This is a genomic window from Streptomyces sp. NPDC050625 (assembly GCF_040654755.1).
GTDB lineage: Bacteria > Actinomycetota > Actinomycetes > Streptomycetales > Streptomycetaceae > Streptomyces.
This window is the reverse complement of sequence record NZ_JBFAIQ010000001.1, coordinates 505,220-530,437: the sequence shown is the minus strand read 5'-3', so window position 1 is coordinate 530,437 and position 25,218 is coordinate 505,220. Positions and strand designations below refer to the sequence as shown.

Here is a 25,218-nt window from a genome sequence, read left to right as displayed (position 1 = left end):
ACGTACGACTGGGCGCATGGTAAGCGCGCTGGCGACGGGGGTGGAATGCGGGTCACACATGACACCGTGCGGGCGGTGAACGGACTGACCGCGCGCTGGGCGGGGGTCTCGGAGGAGGGCACGGTGTTCTCGGCCGCCGGGGTGTGGCCGCTGCTGGCCTTCCTGGCCGACGGGGCCGAGGGCCCGGCGCGGGCCGAGCTGGCGGAGGCTCTCGGGCTGCCCGCCGGGCAGGCGGCGTACGCGGCACGGGAGTTGCTGGCCGCGGTGGACGCCATGCCCGGTCTGGACTCGGCGCTCGGCCTGTGGACGGACCGCGCGCTGGAGCTGCGGGAGGAGTGGCGTGCGGGGCTGCCCGCCGAGGCGCACGGCGTGCTCACCCACGACCTCGCCGCCTCCCAGGAGGCGCTGGACGCGTGGGCGGTGAAGCGGACGGGCGGGCTGATCGAGCGGATGCCGGTCGAGCTGTCGGAGGACGCCAGGATGGTGCTCGCCTGCGCGCTCGCCCTGCGCACGGACTGGCCGCACCCGTTCAGGGAACTGCCGCTGCGGCCGACCGCCGGGCCCTGGCAGGGCCGCACCCTGCTCGGGCTGTACCGCAGGAGCGTGCGGCCGGACCGGGTCGGTGTGACGAACACGCCCGACGGCTTCGTCACCTCGCTGAAGGTGCCCGGCGACAACGGCATCGACGTCCACCTGCTGCTCGGCGAGGAGCGGATGACCCCCGGGCAGGTGCTGAGAGCGGGCGTCGGCATCCTGGAGCGCGCCCTTCCGGTCGTCGAGGGCGGCCGTCTCCCGTACGGGGACGCGGGGCCGGGCCTGCGCGTCGAGCGGCGGCCCTCCCTCACCCCGGAGCCGACGACGCTGGACATCAGGACGGTGGCGTACGAGGTGAGGGCGGACCACGATCTGCTGGCCCTGCACCGCCTGTTCGGGCTCACGGCGGCGCGGGACACCCGGCAGGGGCACTTTCCAGGGATCAGCGGTTCTCCGCTGGCCGTCGGGGCGGCCCGGCAGTCGGCGGTCGCCCAGTTCGGCGCCCTCGGGTTCCGTGCCGCCGCGGTGACGGCCGTGATGCCCGTGGCGGGCAGCGGCCCTCCGCGGTACCGCTACGAGACCACCGTCGTCCAGGTGGCGTTCGACCGGCCCTTCGGGTTCCTCGCCGTGCACCGGGAGACGCGTCTGGTGCTCGCGGCGGGCTGGGTCACGGACCCGACGCCGTTCGGCACCCCGGGCGTCATGGGCGCTCCCGCTCCAGGACGGTGACACACCGGGCGAGGAGCGCGGTCAGCGCCGTCCGCTCCTCGTCCGTGAACTCCGCGGCGAGCGCCCGCTCCACCCGTACGGCCCGCGCGTCCGCGTCCTTCATGACGGCGCGGCCCTCGTCCGTGAGCCTCGTCTCCAGCACGTTCTTGTGCCACTCGTGCGGCGTGCGTTCGATCAGGGCACGGTCCTGGAGGTTGTTCAGGACCGTGTTCATGGTCGGCGGAGTGACCCCGCACAGCCGGGCGAGGGCCGCCGCGCTGATGCCGGGGTTGCCGGAGAGGTGGAGCAGCGCCGAGTACTGCGCGACGGTCAGGCCGGCCGGTTTGAGGACCGCGGACTTGGTCGCGGCGAGGGCCTGTTCGGCCCGCTTGAGGTGGGAACCGAGGCGCTCGGCGGCGGGCATGGACGTCATCTGCGCATGCTAATCGCCGCTGCGTCGGTGCACCTTCAGCGGGACGGCGGGACGCTGACCCGAGACGGCGGGACGGCAGGATGTTAATGCATTGACGATGATTAGAACTCTAATCTAGGTTCGTGTTCGTCATCCAGTGAGAAGCCAAACCGAGAGGCACCGCTGTGTCCCGCTCGATGCACCGCCGCACGTTCCTCACCACCACTGCCGCCGCCGCCCTGGCCATGACCGCGGCCGGACCCATGGCGCACGCGGCCACCACGCCCCGCGTGTCAACCGCCTTCGCGCTCCCCGGCGACCGCGTCTATCCCGAGGGGATCGCCCTCGACCCGCGCACCGGGGACATCTACGTCGGCTCGTACACGACCGGCGCCGTCTACCGCGCCGCCCGCGGGGCACGCACCGCGGAGGTGTTCCTGCCCGCGGGCGCCGACGGCCGCGCCACCGCCAACGGACTCAAGGCCGACCGGGCCGGACGGCTGTGGGTCATCGACTCGACCGCCGGGGTCGACGTCTACGACCTGCGCGACCGGTCCCTTATCGCCCGCTTCGAGGTGCCGGGCGACGCGCCCCGCTTCGTCAACGACCTGGCCGTCACCCCGGACGGCACGGCCTACCTCACCGACAGCACCCGCGCGGTGATCTACCGCGTCACCCCCGCCGACCTGGCCCGCGGCCCGCGCGGGACGCTGACCCCGGCCTACGACCTGAGCTACGTCAAGGACCCGGAGTCCCCCGACGCCTTCACCCTCAACGGCATCGTCGCCGACCCCGCCGGGCACTGGCTGTTCACCGTCGACATGACCGGCGGCGGCCTCTACCGGGTGAACGTCACCACCGGAGCCGTAGGCCAAGTCACCCTGCACGGCGGCGACTTGAAGCACGGCGACGGCCTGGAGCTGGCGCACGGCACCCTGTGGGCCGCGCACAACGCCGTCGACACGCTCACCAGGTGGCGGCTGTCACCGGACGGCCGCTCGGCCCGTCTGGAGCGGCGGTTCACCGACCCCGCGCTGCAGATCCCGACCACGCTGGTCCGCGACCGGGGACGACTGCTGGTCGTACGCTCGCAGTTCGACAAGGGCGGCCCGATGGGCCCCGGAGTCCCCGAGTCGCCGTTCACCGTGGCGTCCGTGCGGGGGATCTGACGGTCAGGCCTCGAGGCCGGCGGCCCGGGTGCATCTCACCCGACTCCTGCTCATCTCACCCGCCCGAGAGAGTCACGACGCGGGAGGCGCGAAGGACCTTGCCCCGCGCATCGAGCGCCTTCACCTGGAAGTACGGCCCGGCACTGTTCGTGCTGACGGCGGTCTCGAACCCGTCCCGAGGAACATGACGGGCGACGACGGACAACCGGTCCGGAGCGGGCCCGGCCAGCACCTGCCATGCGCGGGTCTCGGTCGAGCCGTTCCAGGAGGCGTAGACGACGCTGTGTCCGCCGTCGGTGCGTGCCGCCGCGCTCGGTGGGTAGTACGGCGTGCCGGTCCACTCGTTCCGGAACGCCCGGTAGGAGATGTCGGAGCCGGGCAGCTTCGCGTCGTAGAGCAGGTTCCGTGCGGGGTCGGCCTCGGTGTTCCCCGCACCCGCGTACTCCGAGTAGTACGGGCTCTGGCCCCACCCGATGAACTCGTTGCCGTTGGCGAGGGCCTGGGTGTTGCCCTGGGTCGGTGACTCCAGCGGCGGCTGGTGGTAGTAGGCCCGGTCCACGGTCGCCTTCCGGCCACGGAAGTCGAGGTTGAGGATCAGACCGTGGGACCGCTGCTCGGGGGAGCCGTCGGGCAGGTCGCAGCAGCCGTCGTCGAACATGCTGATCCGGTTTCCCGGCCGGAACCGGGCATCGTGCTGCCAGTAGAAGTCGGCGTTGGGCCCGAAGGTGAAGTCGCTCTTCTTCCCGCCGATCTGATAGCGGATCCGCCCGGACTTCTTGGTGACGTCGTAGATCGCCCACATGTTCCGGGCGGAGATCAGCAGCCGGCCGTCGGGACCCTCGTCGACCGAGTTGATGTGGAAGGCGTCCCACACGCCGCCGGACGACGACGCGGTGGAGGCCGCCTCCTCGGAATCGGCGGGGTCGAGGTGGTCCAGCGCGTTCCACGAGTAGAGGAGTCGGCCGGTGGCGAGGTCGACCTCCTGGATCTCGCTGTTCTCGATGGCTCCGTTCTCCGGACCCCCGTAGGGCGTGAGATCCATGGGGACCGGCCTGGAGGCGATGAACAGTGCGGTGCCCCTGCGGGTCAGGGTGAATTCATGCTCGTCCGGGTAGTAGCCGTGATGGGCGAAGACGGTCCTGAGCAGGCGGTAGTGGGTGTCGTAGATGTAGTAGCACCCGCCCGGTTCCGGCGCGCCGGCCGGCAGGTTCGTGTACGCCGGAGGAAGCGCGAGGGTGCCCTGCCACCAGGTCAGCACCGGCCGTCCCCGGCCCCCGCGGCCCTCGTAGTAGGTCTGCACCCTGAAGTCGGCGTTCTGCAGGTTCGTGGAGGGCAGCGGACGGAACCAGACCGGATCACCGGAGTCGTCGTTGATGAGCGCCCCGGTCTGGCCGGTCATCTGGTCCGCGCTGAACGGCCCGACGAAGATGCCACCGGGAGCCGTCCCCGGCCGGTGCGCGGTGACGCCGACCCGCATCGGGTGAAGGCCGGGCTCGGAGACGAAACTCCACACGTCGCTGCCCGACAGGATCGGCGGCGGAGTGGGTTCCGACGGCGGATAGGGAGTCGTGGCACACGGCCGGCCCGCGTCCCCCTCCGGACCCGCCACGCCCGCGGCGGGCACGCAGCTCCCCAGGACGCACCCCAGAGCAAGCGCACAGACCCCGACGGCGCGGCGGCCCCTCCGCCCCGACCGGCGACCCCACGACTCTCGCGACACCATGGCCGCCTCCTTGGCACCGGGCAACAAGATCGGGAGTTGCTCCCCGGGCGACGGTAAGCGGCAACGACGGCTTACGCCTGCGCGAAGCCACGCGGGTGGGCCATTCGGCGGGTGGAGGCTCACCCGGTCATGCGACGGGGACTCATCGTGAAACGATCAGTGACTGGACGGTGCCGGACAGGGATGGATCGACTCGCGCGGTGGAGCGCCGATGAGCGAGGACTCATGCACGGCGAACACGGCGTCACATCGGTCCCGGACGGCGGCGTCGTGGGTGGCGAGGACCACGGCGCATCCGCCCTCACTCATCTCACGGAGGATGTCGATGACGGCGGTGGTGTTGGCGTCGTCGAGGGCGCCGGTGGGCTCGTCCGCCAGCACCAGGGCCGGCCGCTGAACCATGAGCCGGGCCAGGGCCACGCGCTGCTGTTCTCCGCCGCTCAGGTGGTGGATCTTCTCCTTCCCCCGCCCCGCCAGGCCCACCCGGTCAAGGGCCTGGCTGCCTTTGCCCTGTGCTGAGCGCCGTGGCTTGGCAGCCACTTCCAGGTTCTCGTCTATCGTCGCGTTCTCGATCAGGGCATAGTGCTGAAACAGGTAGCCGAGGGTGTCGCGACGGAACCGACGGGTCTCGCTCTTTCCGAATCGAGTGATGTCCTTCCCCTGATATCGGATCGTCCCGGTGGTCGGCCTGTCCAGCAACCCCAGACAGTTGAGGAGGGTCGACTTGCCCGATCCACTCGGGCCGACAAGGGCGAGCATTTCACCTTGATTGACGGTGAGGTTGACGTCATGCCACAAGACCCGGTCGTCGAAGGTCTTGGACAAGTTCTCGATGTCGATCACAACATACTCCGGCTGGCTGAAGGGGTTTCGACGCTTGAGGGGCTCACGCAGCGTTCGCCCCTTCCTTCACGATCCGCCGATGGAAGAACGCAAGAGCGAGCAGCACGGCCCCGAATTCGCAAGCGACAAGGCAGGTGATGACGCCGAGATCCAAGGCGGTCAGGTGAGTGGGCTGGAAGGGGGCGGGTGCACCTTCGGCAGCGTACTTCTTCAGTTCCTGCTTCTGCTGCCAGGCTTCGAAAGGAACCCTCGTGGCAAAAATGACCGCGATGGCCGCCTCCACGGCGAGGACGAAGCGATGGGTGGCGACGTATCTCCAACCGCTGATGTGTCGCGCGAAGATGCTCTGCGCGTTCTTGCGGGAATAGATGATGCAGACGCCGACACCGGCAATGAGAAGGACGATCACGGCGACGACCAGGTTGAATATCTGCAGCCGAAGTTCGTTGACCGCGCTCCGGAGATCCAGAGCGGTTTTCTGCCCGACGGGACTCAAACCATTGATGTAGTCCTGCAGTCCGTTCGCCTTGATGCCGTTCAGCGCGTCGTTCGGGTCGGGGAATACCACCCCCGCCTGGGTGGTGAATGTGGTGTAGGCGTCGTTGCTGAGGACTTGCGAACCGTTGGGGACGGCAACAAGAACCGGATCGCGCACCATCGACCTGTCCTCGTCCGGACCATGTGCCGAGTTGTAGACATAGGCGCCGGTGTTGTATCCGAAGACGCTCTGCCCCGTCCTGCTTCTCAACGTCTCCAGCGGGATGTTCCGGTTCTGGTGCGGATCGATGATCTCGGATGCTGCCTTGGTGATCGCCTGCGCGTGCGAGTTGAGCGAATCGGGGATGATGACCCGTACCGGCCGCGAGTCCGGCGCCTTGCCGCCATGGCCTTCAGCCGTGAAACGCCTTCCCGCCGGGTCGAGAATCGGCTGCTTCTCGAGATATGTGTCGTTGACGACGAGAATTTCGCCGGACGGCAGATGTTCCCCCGGGGCGGAGACCTGGAGATCCCTGCGTCCGGCGAGGACGACCTGGCCACGGCCGTCGGCCTGACGCAGCCACGGGCCCACGCGCTCGTCCAACTGGTCCGTGTGCATGGCGAAAGCGCCGCTGAGGCGGATCGAGACCGCATCGCCCACGGTGTCGTAGACGTCCCTGTTCTCCGTGCGCATCAGCACGTCCCGGCCCGCGAGAGTGACGTTCGTGGCGATGCTGAGAGCGAGCAGCAGTGCGGGGATGCGTACGAGGTAGACGCTGATGGACGCGGCCCGTGAAGGCAGCTCACCCTTGAGGGCCTGCAGTACGTCCACCTTGTAGGTCAGGGCGAGCACGGCCGCGTGGACCGAGAGCACCAGGACAGCCAGAAGGGCCGCGACCGCCGCGGCCACCGAGGCGAACAGACCCAGCCAGGCGAAGCCGTTGTAGAAGCCGAGGAAGGCAAGCGCGGCGGCCGCCACGGTGCCGGCCGCCGCGAGCCAGAAGACCACCAGCTGTCGCAGATCACGCAGGAGGATGCCCGCGAAGGACATGCCCTGCATCCGGAGGACTCCATACGCTTTGGCATTGAGCAGCACACTCGCGCCGGTCATGGTCAACGCCGCGAGGGCAACCACACAGAATGCCCGGAACAGGGGATCGTCCGAGTATCGGTCGGTCAGCTCGGCGTACGACAAGGGATGAGTCGTGCTTGCGGTGAGCCCGAGCTCGTTGAACTTGCCCACCAGGGCATCGACGTCCGCCGACGATCCGAACACGTAGTAGGAGCCTCGTGGATCCTGGTGTCGGATCTCGGAGATCGGATGCACACGCGTTTCATAGTTCCTGCTGAATTCCGGATATCCGTGGTCCAGCCATGCCGCTGTCATGGAACCGGCGCCGCCCGGAGCCACGTAAAGATGCCGAAGCCCGTCGGGGTTCTTCAGATCGGGCGCCTCACGAGCCACCCCGACTCCGTGCTCCGCCGAGAACGACTCGACAGCTCCGACGACTTGAGCCCCGCTGCTCGAACCATCGGAGTCGACCACATCAACCAACGCCGAGTTCCCCAGCACTCCGGTCTCGTCCAGCCCCCGCAGGAACAGAAAAGCCAGCGCTGCGGAGAAGGCCAAGACGGCGGCGTGAACGAATCGTATGCCTCGATGCAGCATCTGATACCTAGAGTGAGGGCGCTCGGGGAGCACGTTCGGAAAAGACCTGAGCCGCGGGAAAAGCGGCTGCGGGGGCAATAGCACTCACCCCCGCAGCCTCACCGAGCTACGTGTCCGAGAGCTGCGGCACCCGCGGATCCAAAACTCGGGGTTCGAACCGGAGACTCAGCAGCTCGGGTCGTAGTAGTAAGAGATGCCGCCGCCGTTCTTCGTTCCCGAAGCCAGGGACCACTGACCGGCATCCGTGCAGCCGCTCTTGAACGTCTGGCTACCGATCTTCACCGAGGACGCGTGGTCGTTGCGCGGGTGCTTGTAATTCGACCACGCCGAGTTCGCGCCCTGGTCGTAGCTCCACTTACCACCGGCGACGTCGACGGTCGTGGCGAGAGCCGGAGTGGCTGCGGCGAAGATGAGCGCAGCGGACGCGACAGCCGCCTTCATCACGTTTTTCTTGTTCATCTGTGAACCACCTCGTCATGAGATTGATCAGTACTGATCAAGACTTTGCGGTGGATGTCGATGGCGACGCAACTACATGATCGTTTAAGGCCGGGAGTTGACCGAAAACAACAACCCCCGTGGCAATGCTGACGCAAAGAAGACGGTCAAGATCAAGACGGTGGCGGGATTCCGATACCGGTGGCGCCGCGGCGGTCTCGCCTGGTCCGAGTGGGTGGCAATGCCGGTTGTCGCCGCGCCGCCGGGTCGGCCGACGGTGTTCCAGGAGCAGCGGCCGACCGCGCACGGCGGGAAGCGGACCGTCATGTTCCGGCCCGGGTGGGGTCGTCGGCAGGACGGCCGTTCCAGGTTTCCTACCAGCCACCATCACGCTCGTGAGACCGGTTCAACATCCATGAAGCCGCGCAGGGACGTTAGGGTGCATGGTTCGTGATCAGTGAGTGAATCGTGACACTCGCCTCTTCAACAGCCGCTCTGGAAGCCCTGGTTCATGTCGATTGACCGCAAGTTACGTTCGTCACCGCACCACTTGGGGGCCGGAGTCACCTTCATGGCATCTGGAACCGTCCCCCTGCGCCGCGGTGTTCTCGTCTGGCTGCTTCCGATGCTGTGGACTCTTGCCCTCGGCCTGTGGGGGCTGTCGCGGCAGGACAGTGTGTGGCGGGACGAGGCCGCGACCTGGCAGGTGGCCCAACGCTCCACGGCTGAGATCTGGCACATGCTGGGGAATGTCGACGTCGTGCACGGGTGCTACTACCTGCTGATGCACGTGCTGTTCGAGTGCTTCGGGCCCTGCACCACGACACTGCGGCTGCCCTCGGTGCTGGCCACGGGCGTGGCGGCGGGTTGCGTGGCCGTCATCGGCCACCGACTGGCCGGCGTGTGGGTGGGTCTGGCAGGAGGGATGGCGTTCGGGCTGCTGCCGGCCGTGCAGTTCTATCTCCAAGAAGGCCGGCCGTATGCGCTCGTCGCAGCCGGGGCCGGGATCTCCACGCTGCTGCTCGTGACCGTGCTCCAGAGGCCTGTCCGGACGGTGTACTGGGCTGCGTACGGCAGCACCATCTTGCTGATGGGGCTGCTGAACTGGCTCTCGCTCATGATTCTTCCGGCACACCTGGCAACGCTGCTCTGGAGCCGGGCCGGGCGCGGAATCCGAATACGCTGGACGGCAGCCGCAGCGGCCGCCACGGCCTGCGTGCTGCCGTTGATCCTGTTCAGCCGAGGTCAGTCCGCACAGGTGTCATGGATACCCCCGCTGACCTGGCACATGATGATCGGCCCGGCGGTCCTGCTGGCGATCGGCGGCGCCGGCACCCTGCTGGACCGTCCGCAGGCAGGCCGACTGTCGACAGCGGCCGTAGGCCTACCGCTGCTGGCGGTGCCGCAGCTCGGCCTCATCGCTCTTTCCCTGATCCAGCCGCTGTTCCTGGACCGGTACATCCTCTACAGCCTGCTGGGACTGGCGCTGCTGATCGGTACTGTCATTGGCAGGGCCATACAGGCAGTCAGGCCCCGGCTCCCGAGAACGTCGAAGTGGATCCTCCCCGCAGTGGTCGCCTTGGCGATGGTGGCACTGCTGCCGCAGTCACTGGCGAAGCGATCGCCGGCGAGCAGGGTGGACGACGTCCTGGCGATAGCGTCCGACGTGCGGCGGATGAAGGAGCCCGGGAATGCGGTGCTCTTCGTCCCGTCAGCGCGTCGGGACACCAAGTCGGTCTCGCCGAGTGCCTTCACCGGTCTGCGGGACATCGCCCTGATAGAGAGTCCGGAGAAGTCCGGGACGCTCAAGGGTGTGGAGGCAAGCCCGGAGCACATACGTGCCGCGATGCTGTCCCAGCAACGGATCCTGCTGGTGACGGACGCGACCCAGGTGGCCAAACCGGTGACGGCCGATCGGGACAAGACCAAGACCGCCGTGCTGAAGAAGTACTTCACGCCAGTGGCCGATCAGCAGGTCCGGGGCCGGAGGCTGACGGTGTACGAGCGGCTCGGGGCAGCTCACAGCGGCCATGCCGTCAGCAGGTCGCCGGGGCCGTAGGCGGCGTCGAGTCCCGGACAGTCGACCCCGCTGCGCGAGACCGCCACGACCGGGACGGGTTCGATGGTGAGGGCGGCCCGGTGGCGGTGGAGGGCCGCCAGGTCGTGCCGGTCGAAGGGTGATTGCTCCAGCCACTTGATGGAACCGACGAACAGCACCTCCTTGGCGATGGGGGCGCGGTCCGCCCCGACGATGTCGATCTCGACGTCGTTGGTGCGGGTCCAGTAGCCGCCCACCGCGGGGGCCGAGGGGAGTTGCTCGTCGGGCAGGATCCGGGCGAGTGCCTCGCGGATGAGCGGTTCGACGGCCCTGCCGCGCCAACTGGTCCAGTTCTCCCGGATCCTCGCCAAGGTCAGATCGCCCCGTCCCCGCTCGATCTCCTCCATGGAGGGGCTGAGTAGGTGCAGCCAAAACCGCAGGTAGGGATCCGCCACCCGGTAGCGGCGGTCCTTCGACGGGCGCAGGGACACGGGGAGCTCCGCGGCGACGATCCTCTTGTCCGTGAGCAGTTCCAGCGACCGCTGCAGTGGCGTGGCACCGATACCGCCGGCCGCGCGGGCGATGTTGGTGAAGGTCCGCTCGCCGCTGCCGATGGCCGCAAGTACCGTACGAGCCTGCGCCTGCGGCGGGAATTCCGCGGCCAGTGAGCGCTCGGCCGACACCAGCAGGGCCGAGACGGGATCGTTCAGCGCCTCACCGAGGAAGTCCCACAGCCCGGCGCCCTGCGGCCACTCCGCGCAGATCAGCGGCAGCCCGCCGGTGACCAGCGTGGCGTCGAAGGCTTCGGGTGGATCCAGTCCCAGCATCCGCCCGACCTCGGCGGGGTTCAGCGACCCGAGCACCATCTCCCGGCCGCGCTGGTGGAAGGGGCGTCCGTAGCTGTTCAGCGCCTCCATCATGGACAGGTCCGAGCCGATGAGGACCAGCAGCACGGGCTTGGTCTCCAGCACCCGGTCCCAGGCCCGCTGCAGCATCCCCTCGAAAGCGCCGTCGGCATCCATCAGATACGGCACCTCGTCGATGACCAGCACGCTCGCCCGGTCGGCGGGCAGCGCCGCGGCCAGCACATCGAACGCGGCGTCCCAGCTGTCCGGCCGCGCGGCGGCCACCAGCCGCGCCAGCGGCAGCGTCGATGCCTGGGCGTCCCGGGCCAGCCGTGCCAGTTCGTCCCCTGGGGACCCGCCGGTGGCCGCGTAGAACAGGAACGGCGCTCCGGAGCGGTCCACGAACCGCTCGACCAGCCGCGATTTACCCACCCGGCGTCGCCCGCGCAGCATCACGCACCGGCCGGGCCGCTCTCTCCCGACCCCTGCCGAGACCTTCTGCAGCTCACGCTCCAGCGTCGCCAGCTCTTGTCGGCGACCGACGAAATCCACCACTCCTGCCGCCCTCCACACCGCTCCCAGCGCGGGACACTAACAGCAATGTCACTAACATGGATGTTAGCAACGTGCGCCCGTATCCTTCAGCCCCATTCCTGCGCGGGAAAGGGCCAGGGGTTCGACCCCGATGAGCCGAACCCCTGCTGACCTGCGCATTTAAGAGAAGCGACGCCTAGACATTGAAGCGGAACTCCACCACGTCCCCGTCCTGCATCACATACTCCTTGCCCTCCATCCGCGCCTTGCCCTTGGCGCGGGCCTCCGCGACCGAACCCGTTGCCACCAGGTCGGTGAAGGAGATGACCTCGGCCTTGATGAAGCCCTTCTGGAAGTCGGTGTGGATGACACCGGCGGCCTCGGGGGCGGTGGCGCCCTTCTTGATGGTCCAGGCGCGGGCTTCCTTCGGGCCGGCCGTGAGGTAGGTCTGCAGGCCGAGGGTGACGAAGCCGACGCGGGCGAGGGTGGCGAGGCCGGGCTCCTCGGCGCCGACCGACTCCAGGAGCTCCAGCGCGTCCTCCTCGTCGAGCTCGGCGAGGTCCGCCTCCAGCTTGGCGTTGAGGAAGATCGCCTCGGCGGGGGCGACCAGAGCGCGCTGCTCGTTCTTGAAGTCGTCGTCGACCAGCTCGTCCTCGTCGACGTTGAAGACGTAGAGGAACGGCTTGGTCGTGAGGAGGTGCAGGTCGTGCAGGAGCTCGTTGCGCTCGGTGCCCTGGACGATGCCGTGGGCGAAGAGCGTGTCGCCCTTCTCCAGGATCTCCTTGGCCTCCTCGACGGCCTTGACCTTGGGCGCGACGTCCTTCTTGATGCGCGACTCCTTCTGGAGGCGCGGCAGGACCTTCTCGATCGTCTGGAGGTCGGCGAGGATCAGCTCGGTGTTGATCGTCTCGATGTCGTCCTTGGGCGAGACCTTGCCGTCGACGTGGACGACGTTCTCGTCCTTGAAGGCGCGGATGACCTGGCAGATCGCGTCGGACTCACGGATGTTCGCGAGGAACTTGTTGCCCAGGCCCTCGCCCTCCGAGGCGCCGCGCACGATGCCGGCGATGTCGACGAAGTCGACGGTGGCCGGGAGGATCCGCTGCGAGCCGAAGATCTCGGCCAACTTGGTGAGGCGCGCGTCGGGGACGCCGACGACACCCACGTTGGGCTCGATCGTGGCGAACGGGTAGTTGGCCGCGAGCACGTCGTTCTTGGTCAGGGCGTTGAACAGGGTCGACTTGCCGACATTCGGCAGACCGACGATTCCGATCGTGAGCGACACGTTGCGACTTCCCGTATGTGGTGAGGGCCAGGGGGCCAGGAGTCCGGCCGATCCACCAGTCTACGGCGTACCCGGCGGGGCCCCGGCGGCCGCGTCGAACGGTTGGCCAAGCTCTGCCCATCGGCGTGTCTGAGGGGCGATTCCGCACATAAACAGACCTAAGTTGGTCCAGTGGAGCAACACAGGACGCGACCCCCGCAGCACGGACCGCGACGCGGCACGCCGCCGGCGCCATTGCCGCCGCAGTCGAGACGCCGTCCGCAGGGCGTACGACGGCCCTCCCCCGGTCCGGCCCGACCGGTACGGCCCTCGCGGCGGATGCCGAACCCCCGGCTCACCGGACTCGGGAGCGGGCTGTTCTGCGGAGCCGTGATGTTCCTGCTGGGCTACCTCGACCAGCTGCTGTTCGGGGCGTCCCTGACGGTGTACGGCGTGCTGTTCCTGCCGGTGTGCGTGCTGACCGCGCTGTGGGTGCGCGGGAGCGATCTGATGATCGCTCCCGTCGTCGTGCCGATCGCCTTCGCCGCGGGCCTGCTGCCCGTCGCGGACGGCAGTGGGGGGACGGCCGGGGAGCTGATGGGCGTGGTGACCGCGCTGGCCACCCAGGCCGGGTGGCTGTACGGGGGGACGCTCGTCGCCGGTGTGATCGTGATCGTACGAAGGATCCGGCTGGTCAGGCGTCGGCGACGGGCGTGAGCGCAACCGCGCGCCGAGCCGCGCGCTAACCGTGCTTGGCCGCCCTCATCGCCGCCCCCACGATCCCCGCGTTGTTCTGCAGCTGCGCCGGGACCATCTCCGCCTTGATGCCCTCGATCAGGTGCAGGAACTTGTCGGACTTGCGGCTGACCCCGCCGCCGATGATGAACAGCTCGGGGGAGAACAGCATCTCGACGTGGGCGAGGTACTTCTGGACCCGGCGGGCCCAGTGCTCCCACGTCATGTCGTTGTCCTCCTTGACCTTGCTGGAGGCCCGCTTCTCCGCGTCGTGGCCGTTCAGTTCGAGGTGGCCCAGTTCGGTGTTCGGGACGAGGGCGCCGTCGACGAACACGGCGCTTCCGATGCCCGTGCCGAAGGTCAGCAGGATGACCGTGCCCCGGCGGTCGCGGCCGGCGCCGAAGTTCATCTCGGCGACGCCCGCCGCGTCCGCGTCGTTGACGACCGTGACGTCATGGCCGCCCAGGCGGTCGCTGAACAGGGCGCGCGCGTCCGTGTCGATCCAGCTCTTGTCCACATTGGCGGCCGTACGGATCATGGCGCCGCCGGTGACCACGCCCGGAAAGGTGAGCCCGACCGGGCCCGTCCAGCCGAAGTGCTCGACGACTTCCTTCACTCCGTCGGCCACCGAGTCGGGCGTCGCCGGGTGCGGAGTGAGCACCTTGAAGCGCTCCTCCGCGAGGTCGCCCCGCTCCAGGTCCACGGGGGCGCCCTTGATCCCGGATCCGCCGATGTCCACGCCGAAGATCTGCATGGCTCTACGTTACGTGGTGGGACTGACAGTCACGTGCTGGGGCGGTGTGCCGGTCACGCGTCCGACGTACCCGATCCACCGCGCTCGGCGACCAGGGCCGCCGCCTCGTCGCGCAGGTCGCGGCGGAGTTCCTTGGGCAGCGAGAAGGTGATGGACTCCTCGGCCGCCTTGACGATCTCGACGTCCCCGTAGCCGCGCTCGGCGAGCCACTCCAGGACCTGCTCCACCAGGACCTCCGGGACGGAGGCGCCGGAGGTGACGCCGACCGTGGTCACGCCCTCCAGCCAGGCCTCGTCGATCTCGTCGGCGAAGTCCACCAGGCGGGCGTCGCGGGAGCCGGCGAGCTTGGCGACCTCGACGAGCCGCTTGGAGTTGGAGGAGTTGCGGGAGCCGACCACGATCACCAGCTCCGCCTCGGCGCCCATCTGCTTCACGGCGAGCTGACGGTTCTGCGTGGCGTAGCAGATGTCGTCGCTGGGAGGGGAGATGAGCTGCGGGAACTTCTCCTTCAGGGCGTCGACCGTCTCCATGGTTTCGTCGACGGAGAGGGTGGTCTGGGAGAGCCAGACGACCTTGGACTCGTCGCGGACCTCGACCTTGGCGACGTCCCCGGGGCCGTCGACGAGCTGGATGTGGTCGGGGGCCTCACCGGAGGTGCCGATGACCTCCTCGTGGCCCTCGTGCCCGATCAGGAGGATGTCGTAGTCCTCGCCCGCGAAGCGGACGGCTTCCTTGTGGACCTTGGTGACCAAGGGGCAGGTGGCGTCGATGGTGGCGAGGTTGCCGCGCTCGGCCTCCTCGTGCACCACGGGGGCGACCCCGTGCGCGGAGAACATGACGATGTTGCCGGGCGGGACCTCCTCCGTCCGCTCGACGAAGATCGCGCCCTTCTTCTCCAGGGTCTGCACGACGTACTTGTTGTGGACGATCTCGTGCCGGACATAGATCGGAGCCCCGTACTGTTCCAGGGCCTTCTCGACGGCGATCACGGCGCGGTCCACACCCGCGCAGTAGCCTCGTGGGGCGGCGAGCAGGACACGGCGGCCAGGCGAAGCAGTCATGGCAACCATCGTAAGGCCGCACGCGGAGGCCGAAGATCGGGCCGGGATGTCGGTGGCGGCCGTTAACCTCGGGCGCATGGCTGTCAACACGTCCGCGGACGCACCGCTGCCCGTCGGTGAGGTGTCGCGGCTCATCGGGAGCTGGATCGACCGGCTCGGGGCGGTGTGGGTCGAGGGGCAGATCACGCAGTTGTCGCGGCGGCCGGGTGCCGGGGTGGTGTTCCTGACGCTGCGCGATCCGTCGTACGACATCTCGGTGAGCGTCACCTGCTACCGGCAGGTGTTCGACGCCGTCGCCGACGTCGTGGGCGAGGGCGCCCGGGTCGTCGTCCACGCGAAGCCCGAGTGGTACGCGCCGCGCGGGCAGCTGTCGCTGCGGGCCGCCGAGATAAAGCCGGTCGGGGTCGGGGAGCTGCTGGCCCGGCTGGAGCTTCTGAAGAAGACGCTCGCGGCGGAGGGGCTCTTCGCGACCGAGCGCAAGAAGCCGTTGCCCTTCCTCCCCCAGCTCATCGGGCTGGTCTGCGGCCGCGCCTCGGCCGCGGAGCGTGACGTGCTGGAGAACGCCCGGCACCGCTGGCCCGCCGTGCGCTTCGAGGTGCGCAACGTGCCCGTGCAGGGCGTGCACGCGGTGCCGCAGGTGGTGCAGGCGGTGAAGGAGCTCGACGAGCTGGAGGACGTCGACGTGATCATCGTCGCGCGCGGCGGCGGCAGCGTCGAGGACCTGCTGCCCTTCTCCGACGAGCAGCTCGTCCGCGCGGTGGCCGCCTGCCGTACGCCGGTCGTGTCCGCCATCGGGCACGAGCCGGACAACCCGCTGCTCGACCATGTCGCCGACCTGCGCGCCTCGACCCCGACGGACGCCGCCAAGAAGGTCGTCCCGGACGTGGGCGAGGAGTTCGAGCGCGTGCGCCTGCTGCGGGACCGGGCGCGGCGGTGCGTGGGGGCGTTCGTCGAGCGGGAGGAGCGCGGGCTGGCCCATGCGCTGGCCCGGCCCTCGATGGAGGATCCGCACCGCATGGTCGACGAGCGGGCGGATCATGTCGCATCGCTGGTCGAGCGCTCCCGGCGCACGCTCGGGCACCTCCTCGACCGGGCGGACTCCGAGCTGACGCACACGCACGCACGCGTGGTGGCCCTCTCGCCGGCGGCGACGCTGAAGCGCGGTTACGCGGTGCTGCAGAAGTCCGACGGCCATGTGGTGCGGGACCCGGACGAGGTGGCCGCGGGCGAGGCGCTGCGGGCGCGGGTCGCCGAGGGTGAGTTCTCCGTACGAGTCGATTCTTAGGGTGAGTGGATGACCGGCAAGGTGGATGAGGCGCTCGGCTACGAGCAGGCGCGCGACGAGCTGATCGAGGTCGTACGACGGCTGGAGGCCGGGGGGACGACCCTGGAGGAGTCGCTGGCCCTGTGGGAGCGCGGCGAGGAGCTGGCCAGGGTGTGCCGGCGCTGGCTGGAGGGGGCGCGGGCCCGGCTGGACGCGGCGCTGGCCGAGGAGGAGGCGGTGGAAGAGGCAGACGAGTAGTCATTGGCGTTGGCATCGGCTTAGTCATTGGCGCTGGTCAGCTGTGAAGCGGATCACCACGCCCCGGTTTTGGTTGAAGGTTGAACTTCATTGGCGTACGCTCGGGTGCGTAAGCCGGTCCGGCCCTTCCCGGACCGGACACGCATTCGAGGAAGTTCACGCATGTCTCTCGTTCTTGACTCCGCCGCCCAGGACCTGCTGTTCCGCGAGGCCCGCACCGCGAACACCTTCACCGACGAGCCGGTGACCGAGGAGCAGGTCCAGGCGATCTACGAGCTCGTCAAGTACGGCCCGACCGCCTTCAACCAGTCCCCGCTGCGCATCACCCTGGTCCGCTCCCCCGAGGCCCGCGAGCGCCTGGTCCAGCACATGGCCGAGGGCAACCAGGCCAAGACGGCCACCGCCCCGCTGGTCGCGATCCTCTCCGCGGACAACGAGTTCCACGAGGAGCTGCCGGCCCTCTTCCCGCACTTCCCGCAGGCCAAGGACGTGTTCTTCGGCGAGCGCCCGGTCCGTGAGGGCTCCGCCGCGATGAACGCCGCCCTGCAGGCCGCGTACTTCATCATCGGCATCCGCGCCGCGGGCCTGGCCGCCGGCCCGATGACCGGTCTCGACTTCGCCGGCGTCCAGAAGGAGTTCCTGGACGACGACCACACCCCGCTGATGGTCGTCAACATCGGCAGGCCGGGCGAGGACGCCTGGTTCCCGCGCTCGCCGCGACTGGCGTACGACGACGTCATCACCACCGTCTGACGCGCGACGCACACGCAGAGAGGCCCCCGGCTCGGCCGGGGGCCTCTCTGCGTGTGTATGGGCCCTCTCTCGTGTGTATGGGCCCTCTCTCGTACGGGCACTCACCTACGTACGGGCACTCACGCCATCTTCAGCGCCTGTGCCATCTTCGCGAGCTGCGCGAACGACGCCGTACCCGCCACCACCGTCGTGGAGCCGGGCGTGTCCTGCAGTACGAGGGCGTCGTAGCGGCCGCCGGTGTAGCGCGTCCAGGTGCGGTCGCCGATCCGCTCGGTCACCTTGGTCGCGCTCGCGCCCTGGCTGGCGTCGTCGATGAACTCGGCGCGCTTCTGAGTCGACTGCTCGACCTGCACGTACTCACCGTCGGGGTTCTGGAAGCCCAGGTGCCAGCGGTCGAAGTTCGCCCCCTGGAAGCGCACGGAGGTCGCCTTCCAGGTGTCCGGCAGCCCCTCGGGCGCGGCCACCGGGTAGGCCGCGGCGCGGCGCGCCGTCAGGAGCTCCACTCGGTAGTCCACCCGCTTGAGGTCGGGAGTGTGGTCGTCGTGCGGGATGAAGAGATAGATCACGCCCGCCGCGATCCCGATCAGGGCCAGGGAGAGGACCATGTCCCGGACCGTCTTCTGCTTGCCGTTCGAACCTGCCACGCCCCCTATCGTCGCAGGTGTCCGTCACGCTCATCCGTGGGGGGCTCTGCTCATTATGTCTGCCCAACGATAGAGTCGTGAGGAAACCCTCATCCGGCCGTCGCCGTATCAGAAAGGTGCGCTCCGATGACCGAGAATCATCATCTGCCCTCAGAGCTGGAAGTACCCTCCGAGGCCCCCGACCGCAACCTCGCCCTGGAACTCGTCCGGGTGACCGAAGCCGCCGCCATGGCCGCCGGTCGCTGGGTCGGGCGCGGTGACAAGAACGGCGCCGACGGCGCGGCGGTGCGCGCCATGCGGACCCTCGTCTCCACCGTCTCGATGAACGGCGTGGTCGTCATCGGCGAGGGCGAGAAGGACGAGGCGCCGATGCTCTTCAACGGGGAGCGCGTCGGTGACGGGACCGGCCCCGAATGCGACATCGCCGTCGACCCGATCGACGGCACCACGCTGACGGCCAAGGGCATGCCGAACGCGATCGCGGTGCTGGCCGCCGCCGACCGCGGCTCGATGTTCGACCCGTCCGCCGTGTTCTACATGGACAAGCTGGTCACCGGCCCCGAGGCCGCCGACTTCGTCGACATCGACGCGCCCGTGGCCGTCAACATCCGCCGGATCGCCAAGGCCAAGCGGTCCACGCCCGAGGACGTCACCGTCGTCATCCTCGACCGGCCGCGGCACGAGGGCATCATCAAGGAGGTCCGGGAGGCCGGCGCGCGCATCAAGCTGATCTCGGACGGCGACGTCGCCGGCTCGATCTACGCGCTGCGCGAGGGCACCGGCGTGGATCTGCTGCTGGGCATCGGCGGCACCCCCGAGGGCATCATCTCGGCCTGCGCCGTGAAGTGCCTCGGCGGCACCATCCAGGGCAAGCTGTGGCCGAAGGACGACGAGGAGCGGCAGCGGGCCATCGACGCCGGGCACGACCTCGACCGGGTGCTCACCACGAACGACCTGGTCTCCGGCGAGAACGTCTTCTTCGTCGCCACCGGCATCACCGACGGTGAGCTGCTGCGGGGCGTGCGGTACCGGTCGGAGACCGCGACGACCGACTCGATCGTGATGCGGTCGAAGTCCGGCACGGTCCGCCGGATCGACTCGGAGCACCGGCTGAGCAAGCTGCGTGCGTACAGCGCGATCGACTTCGACAAGGCGAAGTAGCCCGCGCGCGAGGCTCACAAGGGGCGCCCCCTGGTGCGGAGGGGGCGCCTCTTCATGTCTCAGCCCGCCTGCGCTATGCGGGTCACCGTCCGCGCCGTCTTCTTCAGTTCCATGTCGCGGCGGCGCCGCCGGGCCAGGACCACCCGGCGTTCGGCCGCGGTGAGGCCGCCCCAGACGCCGTACGGCTCCGGCTGCAGCAGTGCGTGCTCGCGGCACTCGACCATCACCGGGCACCGCGCGCAGACCCGCTTGGCCGCCTCCTCGCGCGACAGCCTGGCCGCCGTGGGCTCCTTGGAAGGTGCGAAGAACAGGCCGGCCTCGTCGCGCCGGCACACCGCCTCGGTGTGCCAGGGTGCGTCTTGGTCCCTGTCCCGCGCCGGCCCCCGCTGGGCCGGAACGGCAGCTACCTGCAGGGACGAATGCGGCGGTTGCAGCACGGTCTACTCCTGACGACGGCTTCGCGAGCGAGAGACGATGGTGCAAGCCCTACCCGCTGTACGCGCGCCTATGCACTGCGTTCCGAACCACAGGCGCGCGGCGGCTTGTTCACGACCCTGTGCGCCGTCCGCAGGAGGACCGATTCCTTCCGTTTCCGGCCCGATTCACAACCGTCAACGATCGAGGTGTTTGCGCAACTTCCTGTCGACCTTGCCCTGAACACGGTCGAGGATGTCCGCCACGAGCTTGCCGCGCTTCGGCCGCGCCTCGACATTGCCCAGTACGGCCCACCCGTCCACATAGACCACCGGAGCCTCGGACTCGACCGAATCCAGCGGGGAGACCTCGAAGTTGCCGAGGACACCGCCGCCGGTGCCGCGCAGCGACACGTTCTCCGGCACGCGGATCTGGACGTCTCCGAAGACCGAGACCGCCTTGATCACGACGTGCTGGTACTCGAAGATCGCCTCGCTGAGGTCGATCTCGACGGTGCCGAAGATCGCATACGCGTGCAGGCGGCGCCCGGCACGCCAGCGCCCCCGGCGCATGGCGCTGCTGAACACGGCGACAACGTTGGCGTCGGCCTCGGCCGGTATCTCACCCGGCGCGGGGCGGGGCGGCACGGGTGTGTAGGCCGGGGCCGCCGGACGCTCGTGGGCGGCGGGCAGGTCCCGGATGAAGACCTCCAGCTCGCCCACCGTCTTGGCGTTCAGCACCCCCTCCACGCGCTCGGCGTGCTCGTCGGCGGTCAGGCGGCCCTCGGCGAGGGCGTCGCGCAGGATGTCGGCGATGCGGTCACGGTCGGCGTCCGAGGCGCGCAGTTCGGCGACGGGAGGCGCCGTGCGCTCCTGCTGGGGGTGCTTCTGAAGGTCCACGGCAGCAGCGTACCGAAACGCGATAGATCGCGACTAGGGGTGTGGACAACCCCGCGCGTCGCGAACTGAGCCTTACCTCACAGGTTCCGCGCCGACGGCAGGTTCTACGCTGGTGAGCGCCCGCCAGCGTCGGCGGGCGCCGTCTGCCGAGTGAGGAATGGGCTGAGATGCCTGAGTTCGCGTACACCGATCTGCTCCCCATGGGAGAGGACACCACCCCGTACCGGCTGGTGACCTCCGAAGGTGTCTCCACCTTCGAGGCCGACGGGCGGACGTTCCTCAAGGTGGAGCCGGAGGCGCTGCGCAAGCTGGCCGAGGAGGCCGTCCACGACATCCAGCACTATCTGCGCCCGGCCCACCTGGCGCAGCTGCGCCGCATCATCGACGACCCGGAGGCGTCGGCGAACGACAAGTTCGTCGCGCTGGATCTGCTGAAGAACGCGAACATCGCGGCGGCCGGTGTGCTGCCCATGTGCCAGGACACCGGCACGGCGATCGTGATGGGCAAGCGCGGCCAGAACGTCCTCACCGAAGGTGAGGACGAGAAGGCGCTGTCCCACGGCATCTACGACGCCTACACCAAGCTGAACCTGCGGTACTCGCAGATGGCTCCGCTCACCATGTGGGAGGAGAAGAACACCGGCTCCAACCTCCCTGCGCAGATCGAGCTGTACGCGACCGACGGGGGCGCCTACAAGTTCCTGTTCATGGCGAAGGGCGGCGGCTCCGCCAACAAGTCGTTCCTGTACCAGGAGACGAAGGCCGTCCTGAACGAGGCCTCCATGATGAAGTTCCTGGAGGAGAAGATCCGTTCGCTGGGTACGGCCGCCTGTCCGCCGTACCACCTGGCGATCGTGGTGGGTGGTACGAGCGCCGAGTACGCCCTGAAGACCGCGAAGTACGCCTCCGCGCACTACCTGGACGAGATCCCGGCCGAGGGCTCGCCGCTCGGCCATGGCTTCCGGGACAAGGAGCTGGAGGAGAAGGTCTTCGAGCTGACGCAGAAGATCGGTATCGGCGCGCAGTTCGGCGGCAAGTACTTCTGCCACGACGTCCGGGTGGTGCGTCTGCCCCGCCACGGTGCGTCCTGCCCGGTGGCGATCGCCGTGTCCTGCTCGGCGGACCGCCAGGCCGTCGCGAAGATCACCGCCGAGGGCGTGTTCCTGGAGCAGCTGGAGACGGACCCGGCGCGGTTCCTGCCGGAGACGACGGACGAGCACCTTCAGTCGGAGGGCGACGTCGTCCGCATCGACCTCAACCAGCCGATGGACGAGATCCTGGCCGAGCTGACCAAGTACCCGGTCAAGACGCGGCTGTCCCTGAGCGGCCCGCTGGTCGTGGCCCGTGACATCGCGCACGCCAAGATCAAGGAGCGGCTGGACGCGGGTGAGGAGATGCCGCAGTACCTGAAGGACCACCCGGTGTACTACGCCGGCCCGGCGAAGACCCCCGAGGGTTACGCGTCCGGCTCCTTCGGTCCGACCACGGCCGGGCGCATGGACTCCTACGTCGAGCAGTTCCAGGCGGCGGGCGGTTCCAAGGTGATGCTCGCCAAGGGCAACCGCAGCAGGCAGGTCACGGACGCGTGCGGCACGCACGGCGGCTTCTACCTCGGCTCGATCGGCGGCCCGGCCGCGCGGCTCGCCCAGGACTGCATCAAGAAGGTCGAGGTCGTCGAGTACGAGGAGCTCGGCATGGAGGCCGTCTGGAAGATCGAGGTCGAGGACTTCCCGGCGTTCATCGTCGTCGACGACAAGGGCAACGACTTCTTCCAGGACCCGGCTCCGCAGCCGACGTTCACGTCGATTCCGGTGCGGGGGCCGGGGCTGGCGTAGCGCGTGGGGTGCGGCGGGGACGGTTCTCGCCCCCGCCGCCCCTACCCGTCCCGTCCCCAGGGGCTCCGCCCCTTCAACCCCACCAGGGGCTCCGCCCCCTGGACCCCGGCGGGGACTACGTCCCCTGCACCCCTCACAGGCCAAGGGACCCCCCCACGCACCGTACGGGCCTCCGCCCCGCACCCCGGCGGGGACTGCATCCCCTGCACCCCTCACAGGCCAGGGGAACTCCCCACGCACCGTACGGGCCTCCGCCCCGCACCCCGGCGGGGACTGCATCCCCTGCACCCCTCGCGGGACGCGCCCGACCCCCATCACGGGGCCCAGGGGACCACCAGCCCCCTCATAGACCTCCGCCCCACGCGCCTCCGCCCGCCGCGGCACACTCGGGTGGCCCACTGCCCGGAACATCCGTACCGCCCCCGTCGCTGTACCCGTCATGAGTGAATACCGCATCGAGCACGATTCCATGGGTGAGGTCCGGGTGCCCGTCGGGGCCAAGTGGCGGGCGCAGACTCAGCGGGCCGTCGAGAACTTTCCCGTCTCCGGGCAGCGCATCGAGCGTGCGCACATCGAGGCGCTCGCCCGGATCAAGGGGGCCGCGGCGAAGGTGAACGCCGGGCTCGGGGTGCTCGACAAGGACGTCGCCGAGGCGATCCAGGACGCGGCCGCGGAGGTGGCCGAGGGGAAGTGGGACGAGCACTTCCCGGTGGACGTGTTCCAGACGGGGTCCGGCACCTCGTCCAACATGAACACCAACGAGGTCATCGCCACGCTGGCGAGCGAGCGGCTCGGCCGGGACGTGCATCCCAACGACCACGTCAACGCCTCCCAGTCGTCCAACGACGTCTTCCCCTCCTCCCTGCACATCGCCGCCACCGCCGCCGTCACCCGCGATCTGGTCCCGGCCCTGGAGCACCTCGCCGGCTCCCTGGAGCGCAAGGCCGCGGAGTTCGGTGACGTGGTGAAGTCGGGGCGGACCCATCTGATGGACGCGACGCCCGTGACGCTGGGCCAGGAGTTCGGCGGGTACGCGGCCCAGGTGCGGTACGGGATCGAGCGGCTGAACGCTTCCTTGCCGCGGCTGGCCGAGCTGCCGCTGGGCGGCACGGCCGTGGGGACCGGTATCAACACCCCGCCCGGGTTCTCCGCCGCCGTGATCGAGGAGGTCGCCCGCGCCACCGGGCTGCCGCTCACCGAGGCGCGCGACCACTTCGAGGCGCAGGGGGCACGCGACGGGATCGTGGAGACCAGCGGGCAGCTGCGGACCATCGCCGTGGGGCTCACGAAGATCGCCAATGATCTGCGGTGGATGGCGTCGGGGCCGCGCACGGGGCTCGCCGAGATCCGGCTCCCGGACCTCCAGCCGGGCTCCTCGATCATGCCGGGCAAGGTCAACCCGGTCGTCCCGGAGGCCGTGCTCATGGTCTGCGCGCAAGTCGTCGGCAACGACATGACCATCGCCACCGCCGGCGCCTCCGGGAACTTCGAGCTCAATGTGATGCTCCCGGTCATCGCGAAGAACGTGCTGGAGTCGATCCGGCTGCTCGCCAACGTCTCGCGACTGCTGGCCGACCGCACCGTCGACGGGATCACCGCCGACCGGGAACGGGCCCGCGAGTACGCCGAGTCGTCACCCTCCGTGGTCACCCCGCTCAACAAGTACATCGGGTACGAGGAAGCCGCGAAGGTCGCCAAGAAGGCCCTCGCGCAGCGGAAGACGATCCGCCAAGTCGTGCTGGAGAGCGGGTACGTGGAGCGCGGCGAGCTCACCTCGGAGCAGCTCGACGAGGCGCTGGATGTCCTGCGTATGACGCGTCCGTAACCACCGGCGGACCATTGTCCCCGCCGGGCCAGAACCGTGACGCGCACCGCAGCGTCGTATGCCTGCGGCACCTAATATCTGTGCATGGCAGACGGCGGAGCGGTGAGACGCATGGAGCGCGAGGAAGCGGGCGGCTCGGCGGGCTACTGGGCGCCCGGCAGTCACATCCTGTGGCGGTACCGGGAGAACGCCGGTGAGCGCTTCCACATCGCGCGCCCCGTCACCGTCGTCCGGGACGACGCGGACCTGCTCGCCGTGTGGATGGCGCCGGGCACCGAGTGCATGAAGCCGGTGCTCGCCGACGGTACGCCGGTGCACGTGGAGCCGCTGGAGTCCCGGTACACCAAGCCGCGCACCGTGGAGGTCGGCCGCTGGTTCGGCACGGGGGTGCTGAAGCTGGCCCGGCCCGGTGAGCCGTGGTCGGTGTGGCTGTTCTGGGAGCCGGGCTGGCGTTTCAAGAACTGGTACGTCAATCTTGAGCAGCCGCTGGCCCGTTGGGACGGCGGAGTGGACTCCGAGGACCATTTTCTGGACATCTCCGTTCACCCGGACCGCAGTTGGCACTGGCGTGACGAGGACGAGTTCGCGCAGGCCCAGCGGGACGGGCTGATGGACGCCCGGCTGGCCGGGCAGGTGCGGGAGGCGGGGCGAGCCGTGGTGGAGGTGATCCGCACCTGGGGGCCGCCGTTCTCCGAAGGCTGGCAGCACTGGCGCCCGGATCCGTCCTGGGCTGTACCTTCACTTCCGGAGGACTGGGACCGTACTCCAGCGCATGTGTCCTCATGAGACCCTTGATGCGCCCCCGGTCCACAACCGTAGGATCGTCCTCCGCAAGGGTGCGCAGCAGCAACTCCCGGAACATGCGCCGGGCTTGACCGAACGTCACCGAGGGGCGGCAGGACGTGAGCGAGGGGTACGAGGGCAACACCGGCACGGGCCGCAGAAGGTTCGCCGGTTGCAC

At 69.1% G+C, this 25,218-nt stretch carries 23 protein-coding genes; 11 read left to right on the top strand and 12 right to left on the bottom strand.

Annotated elements, in window-relative coordinates; all coding sequences use genetic code 11:
* Positions 1–45: 45 nt before the first annotated feature.
* Positions 46–1,263: a serpin family protein gene (locus AB0I54_RS02505; protein ID WP_363293994.1), complete on the top strand. Its 1,218-nt coding sequence runs from the start codon at positions 46–48 to the stop codon at positions 1,261–1,263.
* Here the strand turns inward: AB0I54_RS02505 and AB0I54_RS02500 are convergent.
* A complete protein-coding gene (locus AB0I54_RS02500; RefSeq protein WP_363293993.1) occupies positions 1,235–1,675 on the bottom strand; it encodes a MarR family transcriptional regulator in 441 nt (146 codons plus the stop codon). The genes AB0I54_RS02505 and AB0I54_RS02500 overlap by 29 nt on opposite strands.
* A 164-nt stretch (positions 1,676–1,839) precedes the next feature.
* On the opposite strand from AB0I54_RS02500, the gene AB0I54_RS02495 reads away from it, so the two are divergent.
* Positions 1,840–2,823 carry a superoxide dismutase gene (locus tag AB0I54_RS02495; protein WP_363293992.1) on the top strand — a complete coding sequence of 328 codons (984 nt, stop codon included), beginning with the start codon at positions 1,840–1,842 and terminating at the stop codon, positions 2,821–2,823.
* 55 nt (positions 2,824–2,878) lie between these two features.
* On the opposite strand, the gene AB0I54_RS02490 is transcribed toward AB0I54_RS02495, so the two are convergent.
* The 4 genes from AB0I54_RS02490 to AB0I54_RS02475 all read right to left on the bottom strand — a co-directional run bounded on the left by AB0I54_RS02490 (position 2,879) and on the right by AB0I54_RS02475 (position 7,994).
* Positions 2,879–4,447 (bottom strand): arylsulfotransferase family protein, encoded by a 1,569-nt coding sequence (locus AB0I54_RS02490; RefSeq protein WP_363293991.1) that lies wholly within the window; start codon positions 4,445–4,447, stop codon positions 2,879–2,881.
* 255 nt (positions 4,448–4,702) lie between these two features.
* Positions 4,703–5,389 (bottom strand): ABC transporter ATP-binding protein, encoded by a 687-nt coding sequence (locus tag AB0I54_RS02485; protein WP_363293990.1) that lies wholly within the window; start codon positions 5,387–5,389, stop codon positions 4,703–4,705.
* A 43-nt stretch (positions 5,390–5,432) separates the two neighbouring features.
* Entirely contained in the window at positions 5,433–7,496 is a 2,064-nt protein-coding gene (locus tag AB0I54_RS02480) for a hypothetical protein (protein ID WP_363293989.1), read from the bottom strand.
* A 204-nt stretch (positions 7,497–7,700) separates the two neighbouring features.
* A complete protein-coding gene (locus AB0I54_RS02475; RefSeq protein WP_363293988.1) occupies positions 7,701–7,994 on the bottom strand; it encodes a lactococcin 972 family bacteriocin in 294 nt (97 codons plus the stop codon).
* A gap of 550 nt (positions 7,995–8,544) precedes the next feature.
* Between AB0I54_RS02475 and AB0I54_RS02470 the strand changes: the two genes are divergently transcribed.
* Positions 8,545–10,032, top strand: a complete 1,488-nt coding sequence (locus AB0I54_RS02470) for a hypothetical protein (RefSeq protein ID WP_363293987.1) — start codon at positions 8,545–8,547, stop codon at positions 10,030–10,032.
* On the opposite strand, the gene AB0I54_RS02465 is transcribed toward AB0I54_RS02470, so the two are convergent.
* A complete protein-coding gene (locus AB0I54_RS02465; RefSeq protein WP_363293986.1) occupies positions 9,993–11,411 on the bottom strand; it encodes an ATP-binding protein in 1,419 nt (472 codons plus the stop codon). The two genes, AB0I54_RS02470 and AB0I54_RS02465, sit on opposite strands and share 40 nt — an antisense overlap.
* A gap of 175 nt (positions 11,412–11,586) precedes the next feature.
* Positions 11,587–12,675, bottom strand: coding sequence for a redox-regulated ATPase YchF (ychF, locus tag AB0I54_RS02460; protein WP_363293985.1), 1,089 nt, complete (start codon positions 12,673–12,675; stop codon positions 11,587–11,589).
* Between the two features lie 171 nt (positions 12,676–12,846).
* Between ychF and AB0I54_RS02455 the strand changes: the two genes are divergently transcribed.
* Positions 12,847–13,371 carry a DUF6542 domain-containing protein gene (locus tag AB0I54_RS02455; RefSeq protein ID WP_363293984.1) on the top strand — a complete coding sequence of 175 codons (525 nt, stop codon included), beginning with the start codon at positions 12,847–12,849 and terminating at the stop codon, positions 13,369–13,371.
* Positions 13,372–13,396: 25 nt separating this feature from the next.
* On the opposite strand, the gene ppgK is transcribed toward AB0I54_RS02455, so the two are convergent.
* Positions 13,397–14,143, bottom strand: coding sequence for a polyphosphate--glucose phosphotransferase (gene ppgK / locus AB0I54_RS02450; protein ID WP_363293983.1), 747 nt, complete (start codon positions 14,141–14,143; stop codon positions 13,397–13,399).
* A 53-nt stretch (positions 14,144–14,196) separates the two neighbouring features.
* Entirely contained in the window at positions 14,197–15,213 is a 1,017-nt protein-coding gene (locus AB0I54_RS02445) for a 4-hydroxy-3-methylbut-2-enyl diphosphate reductase (RefSeq protein WP_363293982.1), read from the bottom strand.
* Positions 15,214–15,280: 67 nt separating this feature from the next.
* Between AB0I54_RS02445 and xseA the strand changes: the two genes are divergently transcribed.
* The 3 genes from xseA to AB0I54_RS02430 all read left to right on the top strand — a co-directional run bounded on the left by xseA (position 15,281) and on the right by AB0I54_RS02430 (position 17,479).
* The gene (gene xseA, locus AB0I54_RS02440; protein WP_363293981.1) at positions 15,281–16,489 is read left to right on the top strand and encodes an exodeoxyribonuclease VII large subunit; all 1,209 of its coding nucleotides are present in this window, start codon (positions 15,281–15,283) and stop codon (positions 16,487–16,489) included.
* Between the two features lie 9 nt (positions 16,490–16,498).
* The gene (locus tag AB0I54_RS02435; RefSeq protein ID WP_363293980.1) at positions 16,499–16,726 is read left to right on the top strand and encodes an exodeoxyribonuclease VII small subunit; all 228 of its coding nucleotides are present in this window, start codon (positions 16,499–16,501) and stop codon (positions 16,724–16,726) included.
* A gap of 162 nt (positions 16,727–16,888) precedes the next feature.
* Positions 16,889–17,479, top strand: coding sequence for a malonic semialdehyde reductase (locus AB0I54_RS02430; protein ID WP_363293979.1), 591 nt, complete (start codon positions 16,889–16,891; stop codon positions 17,477–17,479).
* A 119-nt stretch (positions 17,480–17,598) separates the two neighbouring features.
* Here AB0I54_RS02430 and AB0I54_RS02425 read toward each other — a convergent pair whose 3' ends face one another.
* Positions 17,599–18,123, bottom strand: a complete 525-nt coding sequence (locus AB0I54_RS02425) for a DUF4245 domain-containing protein (protein WP_363293978.1) — start codon at positions 18,121–18,123, stop codon at positions 17,599–17,601.
* A gap of 126 nt (positions 18,124–18,249) precedes the next feature.
* Here AB0I54_RS02425 and glpX point away from each other — a divergent pair, with 126 nt between their 5' ends.
* The gene (gene glpX / locus AB0I54_RS02420) at positions 18,250–19,284 is read left to right on the top strand and encodes a class II fructose-bisphosphatase (protein WP_363293977.1); all 1,035 of its coding nucleotides are present in this window, start codon (positions 18,250–18,252) and stop codon (positions 19,282–19,284) included.
* Positions 19,285–19,343: 59 nt separating this feature from the next.
* Here the strand turns inward: glpX and AB0I54_RS02415 are convergent, their stop codons facing one another.
* Together AB0I54_RS02415 and AB0I54_RS02410 are read right to left on the bottom strand one after the other, a co-directional pair.
* Positions 19,344–19,721, bottom strand: a complete 378-nt coding sequence (locus AB0I54_RS02415; protein ID WP_363293976.1) for a WhiB family transcriptional regulator — start codon at positions 19,719–19,721, stop codon at positions 19,344–19,346.
* 174 nt (positions 19,722–19,895) lie between these two features.
* Positions 19,896–20,597, bottom strand: coding sequence for a DUF1707 domain-containing protein (locus tag AB0I54_RS02410; RefSeq protein WP_363293975.1), 702 nt, complete (start codon positions 20,595–20,597; stop codon positions 19,896–19,898).
* Positions 20,598–20,764: 167 nt separating this feature from the next.
* Between AB0I54_RS02410 and AB0I54_RS02405 the strand changes: the two genes are divergently transcribed.
* From AB0I54_RS02405 to AB0I54_RS02395, 3 genes are all read left to right on the top strand, one after another.
* On the top strand, positions 20,765–22,432 hold the full coding sequence (locus tag AB0I54_RS02405; RefSeq protein ID WP_363293974.1) for a fumarate hydratase: 1,668 nt from the start codon (positions 20,765–20,767) through the stop codon (positions 22,430–22,432).
* 439 nt (positions 22,433–22,871) lie between these two features.
* Positions 22,872–24,257: a class II fumarate hydratase gene (locus tag AB0I54_RS02400; protein ID WP_363293973.1), complete on the top strand. Its 1,386-nt coding sequence runs from the start codon at positions 22,872–22,874 to the stop codon at positions 24,255–24,257.
* An 84-nt stretch (positions 24,258–24,341) separates the two neighbouring features.
* A complete protein-coding gene (locus AB0I54_RS02395) occupies positions 24,342–25,043 on the top strand; it encodes a DUF402 domain-containing protein (RefSeq protein WP_363293972.1) in 702 nt (233 codons plus the stop codon).
* Positions 25,044–25,218: the final 175 nt, after the last annotated feature.